This window comes from Streptomyces sp. NPDC048521 (assembly GCF_043199855.1).
Taxonomy (GTDB): domain Bacteria; phylum Actinomycetota; class Actinomycetes; order Streptomycetales; family Streptomycetaceae; genus Streptomyces.
The window spans coordinates 132,202-147,062 of sequence record NZ_JBICWR010000008.1 but is presented as its reverse complement, the minus strand read 5'-3'; the positions used below and the strand labels follow the sequence as shown (position 1 = coordinate 147,062).

Annotated in this window: 11 protein-coding genes and 1 pseudogene; 7 read left to right on the top strand and 5 right to left on the bottom strand. The window is 73.1% G+C overall.

The window, feature by feature from the left end:
* Window positions 1-18 precede the first annotated feature (18 nt).
* Window positions 19-819: a sugar phosphate isomerase/epimerase family protein gene (locus ACGFRF_RS20385; protein WP_393742130.1), complete on the top strand. Its 801-nt coding sequence runs from the start codon at window positions 19-21 to the stop codon at window positions 817-819.
* 209 nt (window positions 820-1,028) lie between these two features.
* Window positions 1,029-2,351: an MFS transporter gene (locus tag ACGFRF_RS20380; RefSeq protein ID WP_393741788.1), complete on the top strand. Its 1,323-nt coding sequence runs from the start codon at window positions 1,029-1,031 to the stop codon at window positions 2,349-2,351.
* Here the strand turns inward: ACGFRF_RS20380 and ACGFRF_RS20375 are convergent.
* On the bottom strand, window positions 2,329-2,919 hold the full coding sequence (locus ACGFRF_RS20375) for an RBBP9/YdeN family alpha/beta hydrolase (RefSeq protein WP_393741786.1): 591 nt from the start codon (window positions 2,917-2,919) through the stop codon (window positions 2,329-2,331). The two genes, ACGFRF_RS20380 and ACGFRF_RS20375, sit on opposite strands and share 23 nt — an antisense overlap.
* Window positions 2,920-2,969: 50 nt before the next feature.
* On the opposite strand from ACGFRF_RS20375, the gene ACGFRF_RS20370 reads away from it, so the two are divergent.
* The 3 genes and pseudogenes from ACGFRF_RS20370 (at window position 2,970) to ACGFRF_RS20360 (ending at window position 6,987) form a co-directional block, all read left to right on the top strand.
* On the top strand, window positions 2,970-3,911 hold the full coding sequence (locus ACGFRF_RS20370) for a LysR family transcriptional regulator (protein WP_393741784.1): 942 nt from the start codon (window positions 2,970-2,972) through the stop codon (window positions 3,909-3,911).
* 507 nt (window positions 3,912-4,418) lie between these two features.
* Window positions 4,419-6,275 carry a glycoside hydrolase family 3 protein gene (locus tag ACGFRF_RS20365; RefSeq protein ID WP_393741782.1) on the top strand — a complete coding sequence of 619 codons (1,857 nt, stop codon included), beginning with the start codon at window positions 4,419-4,421 and terminating at the stop codon, window positions 6,273-6,275.
* Between the two features lie 87 nt (window positions 6,276-6,362).
* Window positions 6,363-6,987: pseudogene (locus ACGFRF_RS20360) on the top strand (hypothetical protein).
* Between the two features lie 197 nt (window positions 6,988-7,184).
* On the opposite strand, the gene ACGFRF_RS20355 reads toward ACGFRF_RS20360, so the two are convergent.
* The 4 genes from ACGFRF_RS20355 to ACGFRF_RS20340 form a co-directional block, all read right to left on the bottom strand.
* Window positions 7,185-8,609 carry a S28 family serine protease gene (locus ACGFRF_RS20355; RefSeq protein ID WP_393741780.1) on the bottom strand — a complete coding sequence of 475 codons (1,425 nt, stop codon included), beginning with the start codon at window positions 8,607-8,609 and terminating at the stop codon, window positions 7,185-7,187.
* A 110-nt stretch (window positions 8,610-8,719) separates the two neighbouring features.
* Window positions 8,720-9,112, bottom strand: coding sequence for a hypothetical protein (locus tag ACGFRF_RS20350; RefSeq protein WP_393741778.1), 393 nt, complete (start codon window positions 9,110-9,112; stop codon window positions 8,720-8,722).
* A 150-nt stretch (window positions 9,113-9,262) separates the two neighbouring features.
* Entirely contained in the window at window positions 9,263-12,982 is a 3,720-nt protein-coding gene (locus ACGFRF_RS20345) for an ABC transporter ATP-binding protein (protein WP_393741776.1), read from the bottom strand.
* Window positions 12,983-13,413: 431 nt separating this feature from the next.
* On the bottom strand, window positions 13,414-14,337 hold the full coding sequence (locus tag ACGFRF_RS20340; protein ID WP_393741774.1) for a serine hydrolase: 924 nt from the start codon (window positions 14,335-14,337) through the stop codon (window positions 13,414-13,416).
* A gap of 108 nt (window positions 14,338-14,445) precedes the next feature.
* Between ACGFRF_RS20340 and ACGFRF_RS20335 the strand changes: the two genes are divergently transcribed.
* Window positions 14,446-14,646: a hypothetical protein gene (locus tag ACGFRF_RS20335; protein WP_393741772.1), complete on the top strand. Its 201-nt coding sequence runs from the start codon at window positions 14,446-14,448 to the stop codon at window positions 14,644-14,646.
* Between the two features lie 4 nt (window positions 14,647-14,650).
* Window positions 14,651-14,773 (top strand): peptidase inhibitor family I36 protein, encoded by a 123-nt coding sequence (locus ACGFRF_RS20330; RefSeq protein ID WP_393741770.1) that lies wholly within the window; start codon window positions 14,651-14,653, stop codon window positions 14,771-14,773.
* The last annotated feature ends 88 nt before the right edge of the window (window positions 14,774-14,861 follow it).

The following is a 14,861-nucleotide window of genomic DNA, read 5'->3' as shown; positions in this document are numbered from 1 at the left end:
GGGGTACTTTCCGTGCCCATGAAGCTGGCGTTCTCCACTCTCGGTGTCCCCGGCCTGCCCGTCCCGGAGGTCCTGGCGCTCGCGACCGCACACGGCTACCACGGCGTCGAACTGCGCGCCCACCCGGAGGAGCCGGTGCACCCCGGCCTCTCCCCCGACGACCGCGCCGAGACCGCGGCCCTGTTCAAGGGCGCCGGGGTCGAGGTGCTGGGCATCGCCGGGTACGCGCGCGTGGCCGCCCCAGGTGACGACGGTCCCGTGCTGGAGGAGATCCACGATCTCCTCCAGCTGGCCCATGACCTGGGCGCGCCCTTCGTCCGTGTGTTCCCCGGCGCCGATCCCGGCCGGCCTCGTGAGGAGGCCGACGCCGTCGCCGCCCGGCGGCTCGGCACCGCCGCCGAGGACGCCGCCTCGCTCGGCGTCCGCATCCTGCTGGAGACCCACGACTCGCACCGCACCGGCGCCGACGCGATCCGGATCCTCGGCCCGGTCGGCCACCGGCAGGTGGGCGCGCTGTGGGACGTGATGCACACCTGGCTGGGCGGCGAACAGCCCTCGCAGACGTACGCGGCTCTCGCCCCGCACCTGGGGTACGTGCAGGTCAAGGACATCTCCTCGGCCGAGGACAGCACCCCGCTGCCGCTCGGTGCGGGTGTGCTGCCGCTCACCGAGTGCGTGGACGTCCTCTCCCGGCACGGCTGGGACGGCTGGCTGTGCTGGGAGTACGAGAAGCGGTGGTACGAGAGCGCCGCCCCGCTTCCCGGGCTGCTGGACGCGGGCCGGGACCACCTTGTACGGCTGCTGGGCGAGGCGGCCTAGGCTCCGCCGGGAAGCCTTGGTGTGCGGTGCCGGCGGCTGGTCGCGCAGTTCCCCGCGCCCCTGGGAACGCCACCCAAGGCTGGGAGGGCGCCGCTCGGGGACCCGGACCCGGGCAGCAGGGGCGGGGTAAATTGACTGGCCGGGTCGTCGCCGTCCGGTTAGCCTCCCCCGGTGATGCAGTCGCCGGGGCGCCGCGCCCTTCTTCGCTCATGAGCGTGACCCGCTCGCTCGTCGACATTCGCCCACTGCGCACCTCACCCGTCTTCCGGCGGCTGCTGATCGGCCGGACCGTGTCCGTGCTCGGCGCGTTCATGACCATGGTGACGGTCATGTACCAGGTGTGGGACCTGACCCGCAGCAGCGCCTGGACCGGCGCGGTGGGGCTCGCGCAGGCGCTGCCGCTGGTGGTGTTCGGCCTGTTCGCCGGGGCGTGGGTGGACCGGGCCGACCGGCGCCGGATCTACCTCGCGGCCACCGTCGGCCAGGCGGCCTGCTCCCTGCTGCTCGCCGTCCAGGGATTCACCGGGCACGTGCCGGTGGCGGTGGTGCTGCTGCTCGTGGCCGCGCAGTCGGCGTTCGGCGCGCTGGGCGCCCCGGCCGCCGGTGTCTTCGTACCCCGTCTGCTGCCCAAGGACCAGGTGGCCGCCGGTCTCGCGCTGAACCAGATCACCGGCCAGTCGATGATGCTGCTGGGGCCCGCCCTGGCCGGGGTGCTGCTGGGCTGGTTCGGCATCGGCGTCTGCTATCTGCTGGACGCCCTCAGTTTCGGTTTCGCCTTCTACGGCGCCTTCGGGCTGCCCGCGCTGCCGCCGGAGGGCGAGCCGTCGCGGGCGGGTGTGCAGGGGGTGCTGGACGGGCTGCGGTTCCTGGCCGGGCACCGGGTGGTACGGGGCGCGCTGATCACCGACCTCGCCGCCACCGTGCTGTCCTTCCCGGTGAGCCTGTTCCCGCTGGTGAACTCCGAGCGGTTCGGCGGCGATCCGCGCACCCTCGGCCTGTTCCTGTCGGCGCTCGCGGTCGGCGGCGTCGCGGCGACCGCGCTGTCCGGGCCGCTGACCCGGCTCGACCGGCCGGGACCGGTGATGCTGTGCGCCGCCTGCACCTGGGGCGCGGCCCTGGTGCTGTTCGGCCTGTCCACCCGGCCCTGGATCGGGCTCGCGCTGCTCATGATCGCCGGGGCGGCGGACGCCACCTCGGTGGTCGCCCGCTCCACGATCGTGCAGACCCGCACCCCGGACGCGCTGCTCGGCCGGGTGACGGCGGCCGAGCAGATCGTCGGCCAGGCGGGCCCCAGCCTGGGCAACGTACGCGGCGGCCTGCTCGCCGGCTGGACCTCCGGCTCGACCGCCCTGATCACCGGCGGCCTGCTGTGCGTGCTGGCGGTGGCGGGGGTGGCGGCGACCACACCCGAGCTGCGGGAGCGGGCAGGCGGCGGGGAGGGCGACGACGCCACCGGAGTGCCGGACGGCGCCCCCGCGCTCCCGGACGGCATCCTCCCCGGCGGAACGGCTACCGCGCCGGACGCGCCGTGAGCGGTGTGGTGCCGGTGAGGCACCAGTCCAGGACCGCCGGCCAGGGGCCGTACCCCGCGTCCAGGTCGAGGTGGGCGGCGCCGGGGAGGATGTCGGCGGGGATGCCGAGGGGCTCGGCGAAGAGCGTGGCCGCGTCCTGCGGGCAGTACGGGTCGTCGTCGCCCGCGACCAGCCGAGCCGGCCCGGGCAGGGTGAAGTCGAGGGCGGGCGGGGCGAACGCGGTCACCACGGGCTGCCCGGCGAGGAAGGACGCGGACGGCGGAGCGACCAGCAGCACCCGGTCCGCATGCCGCAACTGCTTCATTCCACGGGCGGCGGCGTGCAGCCACAGCAGGGCCGACGCGCTGTGCGCCACGACGACCCGCTCCCCGGAGCCGTCCATCTGCTCCAGGTGGAGGGCCAGTTCGCCGAGCCAGACGTCCAGGTCGGGAGCGTCGGGGTCGGGCAGCTGGGGGTAGCCGACCCGATGGCCCAGCGCGGTGAGCCGGTCGGCGAGCCAGTGCTGCCAGTGGCCCTTCGGACGGTGGTTCTGCCAGCCGTGCAGGATGAGGTACGAGCGTGTGGTCATGCCTGCGATGATTTCCGCCCCCTCCCCCACGGTCCAGTTAATGTTTCCGGGTGGAACGGATAAGCACTGCCTTCACGATCGACGTGCGGCGGCTGACCGTGCTGCGGGAACTCCAGCGCCGCGGCAGCCTGGCCCGCACCGCCGAGGCCCTGCACCTGACCCCGTCGGCGGTGTCCCAGCAGATCGCGACGCTGGCCCGGGAGGTCGGCGCGCCGCTGACGGAACGCGACGGGCGGGGCGTACGGCTGACCGGCCAGGCCCGTGTCCTGCTCGCCCACGCCGAGACCATCGCCGCCCAACTGGAGCGAGCACGAGCCGACTTGGCGGCGTACCGGGAGGGCGGGCGCGGGCAGGTCACGATCGGCTGCTTCGGCAGCGGCATCCTGGGACTGCTGCCGCCGGTCCTGCGCGCGCTGGCCGGCCGGCTTCCGCACGTCCGGGTGGACGTGGTCGAGGCCGAGCCGCCGGACGTGTTCACCGCGCTCGACGCGGGCCGGCTGGACGTCGTGGTGGCCGTCGACTTCGCGGCCACGCCGCCGCACACCGACCGCCGTTACACCCGTACCGACCTGCTGACGGACGTCCTCGACCTGGTCGTGCCCGAGGGCCACCCCTTGGCCGGCCGCGACCGTGTCCCCCTGCGGGACCTGGCCGGCGAGCCCTGGATCGTCGGCGCCGCCGAGAGCTGCTGCGGTGCGGTGGCCCGCGCGGTGTGCGCGGCCGCCGGCTTCACCCCGGACGTCCGTCACGCGGTGAACGACTGGGCCGCGCTGACCGCCCTGGTGGAGGCGGGCGCCGGGGTGGCGCTGGTGCCGCGCCTGGTACGGCCGCTGTACGCCCACCGCCGCCTCACGGTGCTGCCGGTGGCGGGGCAGCCCCCGTCCCGGAACGTGTTCGCGGCGGTGCGGGCCGGGGCGGAGGGGGATCCGGTACTGAGCGCGCTACGGGACCAACTGCGCTGCGCGGCCGAGGAGTCGACGGTGGTCGGCTGACCGCGCGCGACGCCGCGAACGCCTCGTGGAAGCCCGGGAACGTCTTGCGTACGCAGGCGGGATCGTCGTACGGCAGACCGGGGGTGCGCAGGGCGGTCACCGCGAAGGGCATGACGTCCATTCCCGTGCCGGACGTACCTTCCGCCGGATGCCCCTTCGGTCCCGGGTGTTCCGCCGCCCGACTCCTCCCGTGGCGGACCCTTGCACGGTGCCGGGCGGGTTCCGGGGGCCGGGAACCCGTTGACGCCTCCGGCCGTCCAACGGTCGGGTTGCCGGACGAGTCTCCGTGCCGTGGTGTCGGCCCCTCGCGACTGGCCGCGATCGCCGACCCACCCTCTTGGCCGCGGCACGGCCGACAGCCCGCCGTCACCGGCGCGCCCCCCTCCCATGCGCCGGTGGCGGCCCCATCCGCCGGTACTGTGCGTTCCCTTGACGGAAAGAAACTTCCCGGATATTGGTGACTCCTTGGAAGTTTCCTTCAGCGGTACTCCTTCGGAAGGAGCGCACGTGCACGACACCAGCACGGGAAGCACGGGAAACACCGCACGGCCGTCCAGACGCGCGGTACTCGCCGCGACCGCGGGACTCACCGCCGCGCTGACCGTACCGACGACCGCCCGCGCCGCCACCCCCGACGACCACCACCTACGTGCCCTGATCTCCCGGATGTCGCTGGAGGAGAAGGTCGGCCAGCTCTTCGTGATGCGGGTCTACGGCCACTCCGCCACCGCCCCCGACCAGGCCGACGTCGACGCCAACCTCAAGGAGCTCGGGGTCCGCACCGCCGCCGAGCTGATCGCCGAGTACCGGGTCGGCGGCATCATCTACTTCGCCTGGGCCCACAACACCCGTGACCCGCACCAGATCGCGGACCTGTCCAACGGCATCCAGCGGGCCTCCCTGGACCAGCCGCGCGGACTGCCGGTGCTCATCGCCACCGACCAGGAGCACGGCGCCGTCTGCCGGGTCGGCAAGCCCGCGACGCTCTTCCCCGGCGCCATGGCGATCGGCGCGGGCGGCTCCCGCTCCGACGCCCGCACCCTCGGCCGGATCTCCGGCGCCGAACTGCGCGCGATGGGCATCAACCAGGACTACTCCCCCGACGCCGATGTGAACGTCAACCCGGCCAACCCGGTCATCGGCGTGCGGTCCTTCGGCGCCGACCCGGAGGCGGTGGCCACGCTGGTGGCCGCCGAGGTGAAGGGCTATCAGGCGTCCCGGGTCGCGGCGACCGCCAAGCACTTCCCGGGCCACGGGGACACCGCCGTCGACAGCCACTACGGCTTCCCGGTCATCACGCACAGCCGGGAACTGTGGGAGACGCTGGACGCGGTGCCCTTCCGGGCCGCGATCCGGGCGGGCATCGACTCGATCATGACCGCGCACATCCAGTTCCCGGCCCTCGACGACTCCGGTGACCCGGCCACCCTGTCCCACCCGATCCTCACCGGCATCCTGCGCGGCGAACTCGGCTACGACGGGGTCGTGATCACCGACTCGCTCGGCATGGAGGGCGTCCGCACCAAGTACGGCGACGACCGGGTGCCGGTGCTCGCGCTCAAGGCCGGTGTCGACCAGCTGCTCAACCCGCCGTCCATCGACGTGGCCTGGCACGCGGTCCTGAAGGCCGTCCAGGAGGGCGAGCTGACCGAGGCGCGCCTGGACGAATCGATCCTGCGCATCCTGCGCCTCAAGGCCCGGCTCGGGCTCTTCGGCCACGCCTACGTCAGCCGGTCGGGCGTGGACCGCACGGTGGGCACCGAGGCCCATCTGGCCGCCGCCGACCGGATCGCCGAGCGGACCACGACGCTGCTGGTCAACGACGACGGCCTGCTCCCGCTCGACCGCGACGCCGCACGCAGGATCCTGGTCGTCGGCGCCGACCCGGCATCCCCGTCCGGCACCACCGGCCCGCCCACCGGCGTGCTGGCCGCCGCCCTCACCGAGCTGGGCTTCACCGCCACGGCCCTGTCGACCGGCACCACGCCCTCGGCCGCGACCGTCACCAAGGCGGTCACGGCCGCGCAGGACGCGGACGCGGTGGTCGTGGCCACGTACAACGTGACGGCGGGCAGTTCCCAGCGGACGCTGGTGGAGCGGCTGCTGGCGACGGGCAGGCCGGTGGTGGCGGTGGCCGTCCGCAACCCGTACGACGTCGCCCACCTGCCTCAGGTGAAGGGTTACTTGGCGACCTACTGCTGGACCGACGTCGAACTGCGGGCCGCCGCACGGGTGATCGCCGGGCGGGTGTCGCCGCGCGGGAAGCTGCCGGTGCCGGTGCAGCGGGCGGACGATCCGGCGCAGGTGCTGTACCCGATCGGGCACGGCCTGTCGTACGAGTCGTACGCAGCGCACCGGGCCTGACCCCCTCGACGGGCGGAAACCCGCCCGTTCGGCCGGCGTGGCCCCGGCGTCCGGGCCACGCTGGACGGGGTGTCTGGGGGGATCGCCATGAACCGTGCCGCGGGAGTGCGTCGCCGGCTGCTGCTCGCCGTGCTCGTCGTCGCCGGCCTGCCAGGCCTGTCCGGCTGCCGGGGCCCGGCGGACGCCCCGGTGGGCAGCGCCCGGTCCGCGGCGGCCACGAGCGGCGGCCACGGTGCCGAGTTCCTCGCGGTCGGCGAGTGCAGCTCCTTCGGTACGACCAGCTTCACCGAGGTGCCGTGCGGGTGAGCGGGCGGCGGCCAAGGCCGTCGCCCGCCACGACGGTGCGGTCAGCGACGGTCCGCCGTGCCCGGCGACCACCGACTTCGTGCTGCACATCAGCGCGCAGACCGCGGCCGGCGACGAGGACGGCGACGGCGCGATCCCGCGGGGGTACGCCTGCATGCGCGGCCTGGCACCGCCGCACCCCGGCGATCCCGGCGGCGGGGGCGGCCCGCGCACGATCCCGGGCGACTGCGTGTACGGCTCCGGCAGCGGCCAGGTCCGCGAGACGCCGTGCGACGGCTCGGGCCGGCACGCACCCCGGTACCGGATCACCAGGGCGACCCCGGCCCGCGCGAACTGCCCCGCGTCCACCGCGCTGTACGTGCACCTCGGCGGCCTCGACCCGGTGGGCTGCGCCCGGCGCCTGTGACCACGGAGGGCGCGGCCGGCCCAGGGGATCGCGCACCGGGGAGGCCGGCGGACCGCGCCGCGACGGTTGCTCGCCGTCGCGGCGCAACCAGGAGGCGGCACCTGGACTCGCCGGTCACCCTCGGTCCGTCACGACGCGTCGGCCACGGCGGCGGTGGGCGGCGGTGCCGAACCGGCCGTCGTGGCCGATCGCCCGTATCACGGCCGCAGCGCCGGCTCGCGCCACACGTCCCGGGCGTCCAGCTTCGCGTCGTAGCGGGCCAGCGGCGCGGCCGCTGACGGGTTCGCCCGGACCGCCTGCGAGGCCACGCCCGCCCACTCCAGGATGCGGGCCGTGGCGAGGGCCTTCTGGTCGGGGACCAGGCCCGCCACGTTCGCGCCGTGGTTCAGGCCGGGCGCGGTGAAGACGTAGGAGTCACGGGCACCCGCGCCGAGCCGGAAACGCTCGGAGCCCCAGGGGTCGTTCTGGCCGTAGACGAAGAGCATGTGCGTGGCGTGGTGGCGGACCCAGCTGTCCACGTCCCGCATCGTCCGCGGCTGGAAGCGCATCGGGACGGAGCGGGGCACGAAGTTGCGCGGCGGCTGGTAGCCGTAGCGGATCAACTTCCGTTCGATGTACGGGAAGTGGATCGTCGGGGCGCCGAGCTGGGTGCCCGCCTGGTAGTAGTACGGGGTGTACGTCTCCAGCCCCTGGTCGGTGTACGCCGAGAAGCCGGAGATGGTGTCGACCGAGTTCCAGATCTCGTCGTCGCTCGCGGTGGCCGCGTTCGCCGGGACGGTGTCGCAGTCCTTCAGCAGGCTGTACTGCCAAAAACCCCACACGTAGTCGAGGACGACCGCCTCGTACGCCTTGTCCAGGCCGCCGACGGTGTCGAAGGTGTAGCCGTTGTCGGCGGCGTACTGCGCGTACTTGCGTTCCAGCGGCTCGCGGCGCACCAGCGCCTCCCGCTGCACGGCGTTCAGCCGGTCCCGGCACTCCTTGGTGCCGACGCGGGCGAAGAAGCGGTCGTAGGCCGAGTCCTCGTTGTTGACGACGTCGTTCGGGGCGACGTAGGCGACGACGCCGTCCATGTCGCGCGGGTAGAACCGCTCGTAGTACGTGGCCGTCATGCCGCCCTTGGAGCCGCCGGTGGCCAGCCAGTTGGCGGAGTAGACCGGCTTCAGGGCCTCGTACACGCGGTGCTGGTCGCTTGCCGCCTGCCAGATGTCGAGCTTGGACCAGTCGGCCGGGGCGGGGCGGGACGGGGTGAAGAAGCGGTACTCCAGGGAGACCTGGTTGCCGTCCACGATCTGGGTGGGCTCGCGGCGCGAGGGGGTCGTGGAGACGTTGTAGCCACTGGTGTAGAAGACCGTCGGGCGGCTCGTGTCCTTGTGCAGCACGGTGATGCGCTGCTGGAAGGTGCCCCGGTCGGGGTGGCGGTGGTCGATCGGCTGGGTGTAGTTCAGGACGAAGTAGCGGTAGCCGGTGTACGGCTTCTCCTGGATCAGGCTCATGCCCGGTATGGACAGCAGCCGGTCCTTGATGTCGGTGGGCTCGGACTGTGCGGCGGTGGCCGCGCCCGCCGTGCTCAGCGTGCCTATGAACACCGTGAGCGCCAGCAGCCATCTGAGCGCCTTGCGCATGCGCACTCTCCCCTGTGAGACAGATGTGCGCCGGAAGTTATCCCAGCAACAGCCGTCACACCAGAGGGAATTGAACGGGACTCAGCACTGGGTTCGGGTGCTCAGGGTGCTCAGCACAGGATCCAGCCGGAGCTGACCGCGTACCGGCCCACCGAGCCCTTGATCCACACGCAGCGGTGCCCGGCGTGCACGGTGACCGGGCCGGCGTGGTGCTTGTAGCGGCCCTTGTCGACGACCGGCCGGTTGCCGCGGGCCTGCACGCTGACCGACATGGTCCGGGTGGGGCCGGGGTGCCTGGCGACGGTGACGGCGCAGACGTAACCGTTGCGCTTGTAGACGTGGGTGACCCCGGTGCGGAACGGCAGGGTGCGCACCTCGCGCCCCGCGCAGGTGCTCGCCGTGCCGGCCTGTGCGGTGCCGGTCGCGGTGAAGGCGAGCACCCCGGACGCGGCCAGTACGGCCGCGCCGAGCGCCAGCAGCCGGCGTATCGCACCTGTGTCCACTGTCATCCTCCCCGTACCGCGATCGTCCGTCCCCCGGTGACCGTACTGATGTACGGACGCACGCCATGTGTCGGATGGTTGCACGGCCGTCAGCGGCACGCGTCGACCGGGGGGCGGCCGGGCCTGGCCGGGGGGCGGCGTGGACCGGTCTCAGCGGGACGCGCCGACCGGCTCCTCCGGCTCGGACTGGCCCACGAAGGTCCGCCACAGCTCGGCGTACCGGCCGCCGCGGGCCAGCAGTTCCTCGTGCGTGCCGTCCTCCACGACCCGGCCGTGGTCCATCACCACCACCCGGTCCGCGCGGGCCGCGGTGGTCAGCCGGTGGGCCACCACCAGGGTGGTACGGCGGCCCGCCAGCCGGTCGGTGGCCTGGTTGACCTGGGCCTCCGTGGCGAGGTCCAGGGCGGCCGTGGCCTCGTCGAGGAGCAGGACATCGGGGTCGACCAGCTCGGCGCGGGCGAGGGCGATCAGCTGGCGCTGCCCGGCCGAGAGGTTGCGGCCGCGCTCGGCGACCTCGTGCAGGTAGCCGCCCTCCAGCGTGGCGATCATCTCGTGGGCGCCGACCGCCCGGGCCGCCGCCTCCACCTCGGCGTCGGTGGCGTCGGGGCGGCCGTAGGCGATGGCGTCGCGGATCGTGCCGGGGAAGAGGTACGCCTCCTGCGGGACGACTCCCAGCCGGTGCCGGTACGAGGTGAGGTCCAGGGCCCGCAGATCCGTGCCGTCGACCGTGACCCGGCCGGCGGTGGGGTCGTAGAACCGGGCCACCAGCTTCACCAGGGTGGACTTTCCGGCGCCCGTCTCGCCGACGAACGCGACCGTCTGCCCGGCCGGGATCGTCAGGTCGACACCGGCGAGCGCCTCTTCGTCGTCGCCGTACGCGAAGCGCACGTCCTCGAAGGCGATGTCACCGCGCAGGGACAGCACCTCGAGGGGTTCGTCGGCGGACTTCGTGGACGTCGGCTCGCGCAGCAGCTCCTGGATGCGGCCCAGCGACACCGTGGCCTGCTGGTAGCCGTCGAAGACCTGGGAGAGCTGCTGCACGGGCGCGAAGAACAGGTCGATGTAGAGCAGGTACGCCACCAGCGCGCCGGTGGTCAGCGTGGCCGCCTCGACCCGTCCCGCGCCCGCGATCAGCACGGCCGCCGCGGCGACCGAGGACAGCAGCTGGACGAAGGGGAAGTAGATCGATATCAGCCACTGGCCGCGGATGCGGGCGCTGCGGTAGCTGTCGCTGCGCTCGGCGAACCGCCGCGCGCCGTCCCGCTCCCGCCGGAAGGCCTGCACGATCCGCAGCCCCGACACCGACTCCTGGAGATCGGCGTTCACCACCGAGATGCGCTCGCGGGCCAGCTGGTACGCCTTCACGCTCGCCCGGCGGAAGAAGTAGGTGGCGACGATCAGCGGGGGCAGGGTGGCGAAGACCACGAGGGCCAGCTGCACGTCGATCACCAGCAGGACGACCATGATGCCGAAGAAGGTGACGACGGAGACGAACGCCGTGACCAGACCGGTCTGCAGGAACGTCGACAGGGCGTCGACGTCCGTCGTCATCCGGGTCATGATCCGGCCGGTCAGCTCGCGCTCGTAGTAGTCGAGGCCGAGCCGCTGGAGCTGGGCGAAGATCTTCAGCCGCAGCGTGTACAGAACGCGTTCGCCGGTGCGGCCGGTCATCCGGGTCTCACCGGTCTGCGCGGCCCACTGGACGACGACGGTCAGCAGGCCGAGCAGGGCGGCCACCCACACCGCCCCGAGGGCCATCCGGGTGACGCCCTGGTCGATGCCGTGCCGGATCAGCACCGGCAGCAGCAGGCCTGCGCCCGCGTCCACGGCGACCAGCAGCAGACTGACGAGCAGGGGCGCGCGGAAGCCGCGCAGCAGACGGCGCAGGCCGTAGGACTCCTCCGGGAGCACCGCCCGGCCCTCGTCGATGTCGGGGGTGTCGGTGGCCGGGGGCAGCGCCTCCACCTGGGCGAGGAGTTCGGGGCCGGCCGGGGTGCCGCTGAGCGCCTGGTCCTTGGGCTCCCGGTCGCCGGTCCACAGCCGCGGGGTCACGCCCCGCTCGGCGTCGAACTCGGCGTCCAGCTCCTCGCGCAGGGAGGTGTCCTCCTGCGGCTCGGCCGGGCGTCCGTGGCCCGGGGAGACCCCGCCCAGCTCGTCCGGGTCGGTCAGCAGGCGGCGGTAGAGGGCCGAGCGCTCCTGGAGTTCTTCGTGGGTACCGAGGTCGGCGAGCCGGCCGCCGTCCAGGACGGCGATGCGGTCGGCGAGGTTCAGGGTGGAGCGGCGGTGCGCGATGAGGAGGGTCGTGCGGCCCCGCATGACGTGCGTGAGCGCCTCGTGGATCTCGTGCTCGACGCGGGCGTCCACGGCCGAGGTGGCGTCGTCCAGGACGAGCAGGCGCGGGTCCGTGAGCAGGGCGCGGGCGAGCGCGATGCGCTGGCGCTGGCCGCCGGAGAGGGTCAGGCCGTGCTCGCCGACCTTGGTGTCGTAGCCCTCGGGCAGCTCGGCGATGAAACGGTGCGCCTGGGCGGCGCGGGCGGCGGCCTCGATCTCCTCCTGGCCGGCGTCCGGGCGGCCGTAGGCGATGTTGGCGCGGACCGTGTCCGAGAAGAGGAAGGAGTCCTCCGGGACCAGGCCGATCGCGGCCCGCAGCGAGTCCAGGGTCAGCTCGCGCACATCGTGGCCGCCGACCAGGACGGCGCCGTGGCCGACGTCGTAGAAGCGCGGCAGGAGCAGGGACAGGGTGGACTTTCCGGAGCCGGAGGAGCCGACGACGGCGAGGGTCTCACCGGGCCGGATCTCGAAGCTGAGCCCGTCCAGGACCTGCGTACCGCTGTCGTACGAGAAGGACACGTCGTCGAACTCGACGGTCGCGGGCGCGTCGGCGGGCAGTTCCTTGGTGCCGTCCTTCAGCGTGGGCTCGGTGTCGATCAGCTCCAGGACGCGCTCGGTGCCGGCGCGGGCCTGCTGGGCGACCGTGAGGACCACCGCGAGCATGCGGACCGGGCCGACGAGCTGGGCGAGGTAGGTGGAGAAGGCGACGAAGGTGCCGAGCGTGATGTGCCCGCGCACGGCGAGCCAGCCGCCGAGGGCCAGCATGGCGACCTGGCCGAGTGCGGGTACGGCCTGCAGGGCGGGGGTGTACCTGCTGTTCAGGCGGATGGTGCGCAGGCGTCCGGCGAACAGGCGGCGGCCGACCTCGCGGAGTTTGCCGGTCTCCTGCTCCTCCTGCCCGAAGCCCTTCACCACGCGGACGCCGCTCACCGCGCCGTCGACCACGCCCGCGACCGCGGCGGCCTGGGCCTGGGCGTACCAGGTGGCGGGGTGCAGCTTGCTGCGGCTGCGCGTGGCGATGTAGCCGAGCGCCGGGGCGACGGCCAGCGCGACCAGGGTCAACGGCAGCGACAGCCACGCCATGATCACCAGGGACATCAGGAAGAGCAGGAGGTTCCCGATGGTCATCGGGAGCATGAAGAGCAGGCCCTGGATCAGCTGGAGGTCGCTGGTGGCACGGCCGATCACCTGCCCGGTGGACAGCTCGTCCTGGCGGCGGCCGTCGAGCCGGGTGATGGTGCCGAACATCTCGGTGCGCAGGTCGTGCTGGACGTCGAGGGCGAGCCGGCCGCCGTAGAAGCGGCGGACGTAGGTGAGGGCGTAGACCAGGAGGGCCGCGCCGAGCAGGGCCCCGGCCCACGGGGCCATGCCGCGGCTGTGGTCGCCGATCACATCGTCGATGATCACCTTGGTGATCAGCGGGACGACGGCGAGGACGGCCATGCCGGCCAGGGAGGAGCCGAGGGCCAGGACGACGTCCTTGGGATACCGCCAGGCGTAGGCCGCCAGCCGCCGTGCCCATCCCCGTTGCGTTGCCACGCGGGTGCCCTTCTGTCGACCTGGTCTGCCGCAACGGACAACGCTCCGCGGGTTCGGCCCTATTCCTGGTGCGGGGCCGTCGTGGCTGGTCGCGCCGTTCCCCGCGCCCCTGGGCCGGCGGCACTGACCCGCAGGAAGAGGAACCGTGTGGTCTGGGTCGCGTCTCGTCGTCGTCGCTCACCGGAACGACCTTCAGCCGTCCGGTGCGGTCACGGACGGTGACCGTCATGCCCTCGACGGTGTCCAGCAGGGGTTCGGCTGGGGCTGCTCGGCCGGCCCTGCGGGCGCTCGCGGGCCCGGCGGCGGGCAGGCAGGTGGCCGCCGCCGGGCCGGCGGTGAGGGTGGCGGGCACGGCTCTCAGGCGCAGGTCCGTCACCGTAGGGCGGTCCGGTGTCCGGCGGCGGACCGCCCCATGAAGCGTCGGCCGTGCGTCAGCCCTGCGGGGGTGCGGCGACGAGCGCCTCGCTCGGCCGGTTGGTCGGGGTGTAGCGCGTGACACCGGCGGTGGTCGGGACCAGGTCCTTGTGGATGGCCTTGGCGACGTTCTGGATGGTGGTGACGCCGTAGTTCATGGTGCTGTTGTCCTGCGTCAGCACGGTGATCATGTAGTCGTGGCCGCGGCCGTTGAAGGTGCCCAGGCTGTGCACGCGCCAGCCGTGCGTGGAGCGCTGCAGCCAGCCGTTCTTGACGTGCACGGCGACGGAGGACGGCGCGCCGGCGGGCGTGCCCCAGCGCTGTGAGGAGACGACCTGGCCCATCAGCTTCAGGATGTAGGCCCGGGAGTTGTCGCTCAGCACGGTGTTCTTGGCGGTGACGAGCTTGAGCAGCTTCTGCTCGTCGGTGACGTTCTCCTGGGTGAGACCCCAGTAACCGTTCGCGCCCGGCTTCGTCTTCGTCATCCCGGCGGCGGCCAGGAACCCCTTGATCTTCGTCATGCCCAGCTGCTTCCACAGCTTGCTGGTCGCGTTGTTGTCGGACTTGGTGATCATGGCCTTGGCGAGCGAGGCCTCGGTGTCCGTCAGGTACCGGTTGTGCTTCTTGGCGTCCCACAGCAGCGTGGCGAGCACGGTGACCTTGACGGTGCTGGCCGAGTCGTAGGCGCTGGTGGCCCGCAGGGTGCAGGTGGTCTTCGTGCTGCGGTCGTACAGGCCGATGGCGACGGTGCCCTTGCGGTTCGCGAGGGCGGCCGTGATGTCCTTCTTCAGCTTGGCGGCGAGGCCCGCCTTGGCGGACGTACAGCTCACGGTGGGCGTGGCGGCGGCGGCCGGGGTGGCGGCGGTCACGGCGGGTATGAGCAGCGCGGCGCTGACGGCGGCCGCGAGCACACCGGCACGTCCGGATATCCGGTAAGTCATGAAAGCTCCCCCTTGAGTCGTACGGGCGTCCCCCTGAACGCCGTAGAGCGCACCCGTGCGCTGTCTGTCTGGACTCGCCAGGGTGCTCGGAGGTTGTACTCGCTTTCGATGAACCGGAGTTCTGCCCGACTCTCGACGGACAAGGCGATGCCCCCGGCCAGGCTGGAGAAGGTGGTGAAGAAGCGCGAGTCGCACTACGTCCAGCTGGGCGGGGGCAGGACGGGCGGCGGCAGTGCCGTCGGCTCCGAGGTGACCGCCCGGGTGCGGAAGCCCGGTCGGCGATCTACCGCCTGGACCCGTCGGACGTGAGGCCGTGCCCGCGCATGCCGCGTCGGCCCGCGCCGCCGCGCCCTCCTGCCCCGGCGGCTCCGTCTGTCTCTGGAGCGGCGAGGGCTTCGGCGGCCGGACGGACGGGGTGGGCCCAAGCGGCTGCTGACGGCAGGCGGTACCGCCAGGGGCATGCGCCTGATGCGGCCACCGGCGCCGGGATCGCGACCGTGACCCGCACCCACCCCCGCCCCTTC

Coding starts and splice junctions, on each gene's coding strand:
- ACGFRF_RS20385 (WP_393742130.1), top strand. CDS start 19: ATGAAGCTGGCGTTCTCCACTCTCGGTGTCCCCGGCCTGCCCGTCCCG.
- ACGFRF_RS20380 (WP_393741788.1), top strand. CDS start 1,029: ATGAGCGTGACCCGCTCGCTCGTCGACATTCGCCCACTGCGCACCTCA.
- ACGFRF_RS20375 (WP_393741786.1), bottom strand. CDS start 2,919: ATGACCACACGCTCGTACCTCATCCTGCACGGCTGGCAGAACCACCGT.
- ACGFRF_RS20355 (WP_393741780.1), bottom strand. CDS start 8,609: ATGCGCAAGGCGCTCAGATGGCTGCTGGCGCTCACGGTGTTCATAGGC.
- ACGFRF_RS20340 (WP_393741774.1), bottom strand. CDS start 14,337: ATGACTTACCGGATATCCGGACGTGCCGGTGTGCTCGCGGCCGCCGTC.
- ACGFRF_RS20335 (WP_393741772.1), top strand. CDS start 14,446: ATGAACCGGAGTTCTGCCCGACTCTCGACGGACAAGGCGATGCCCCCG.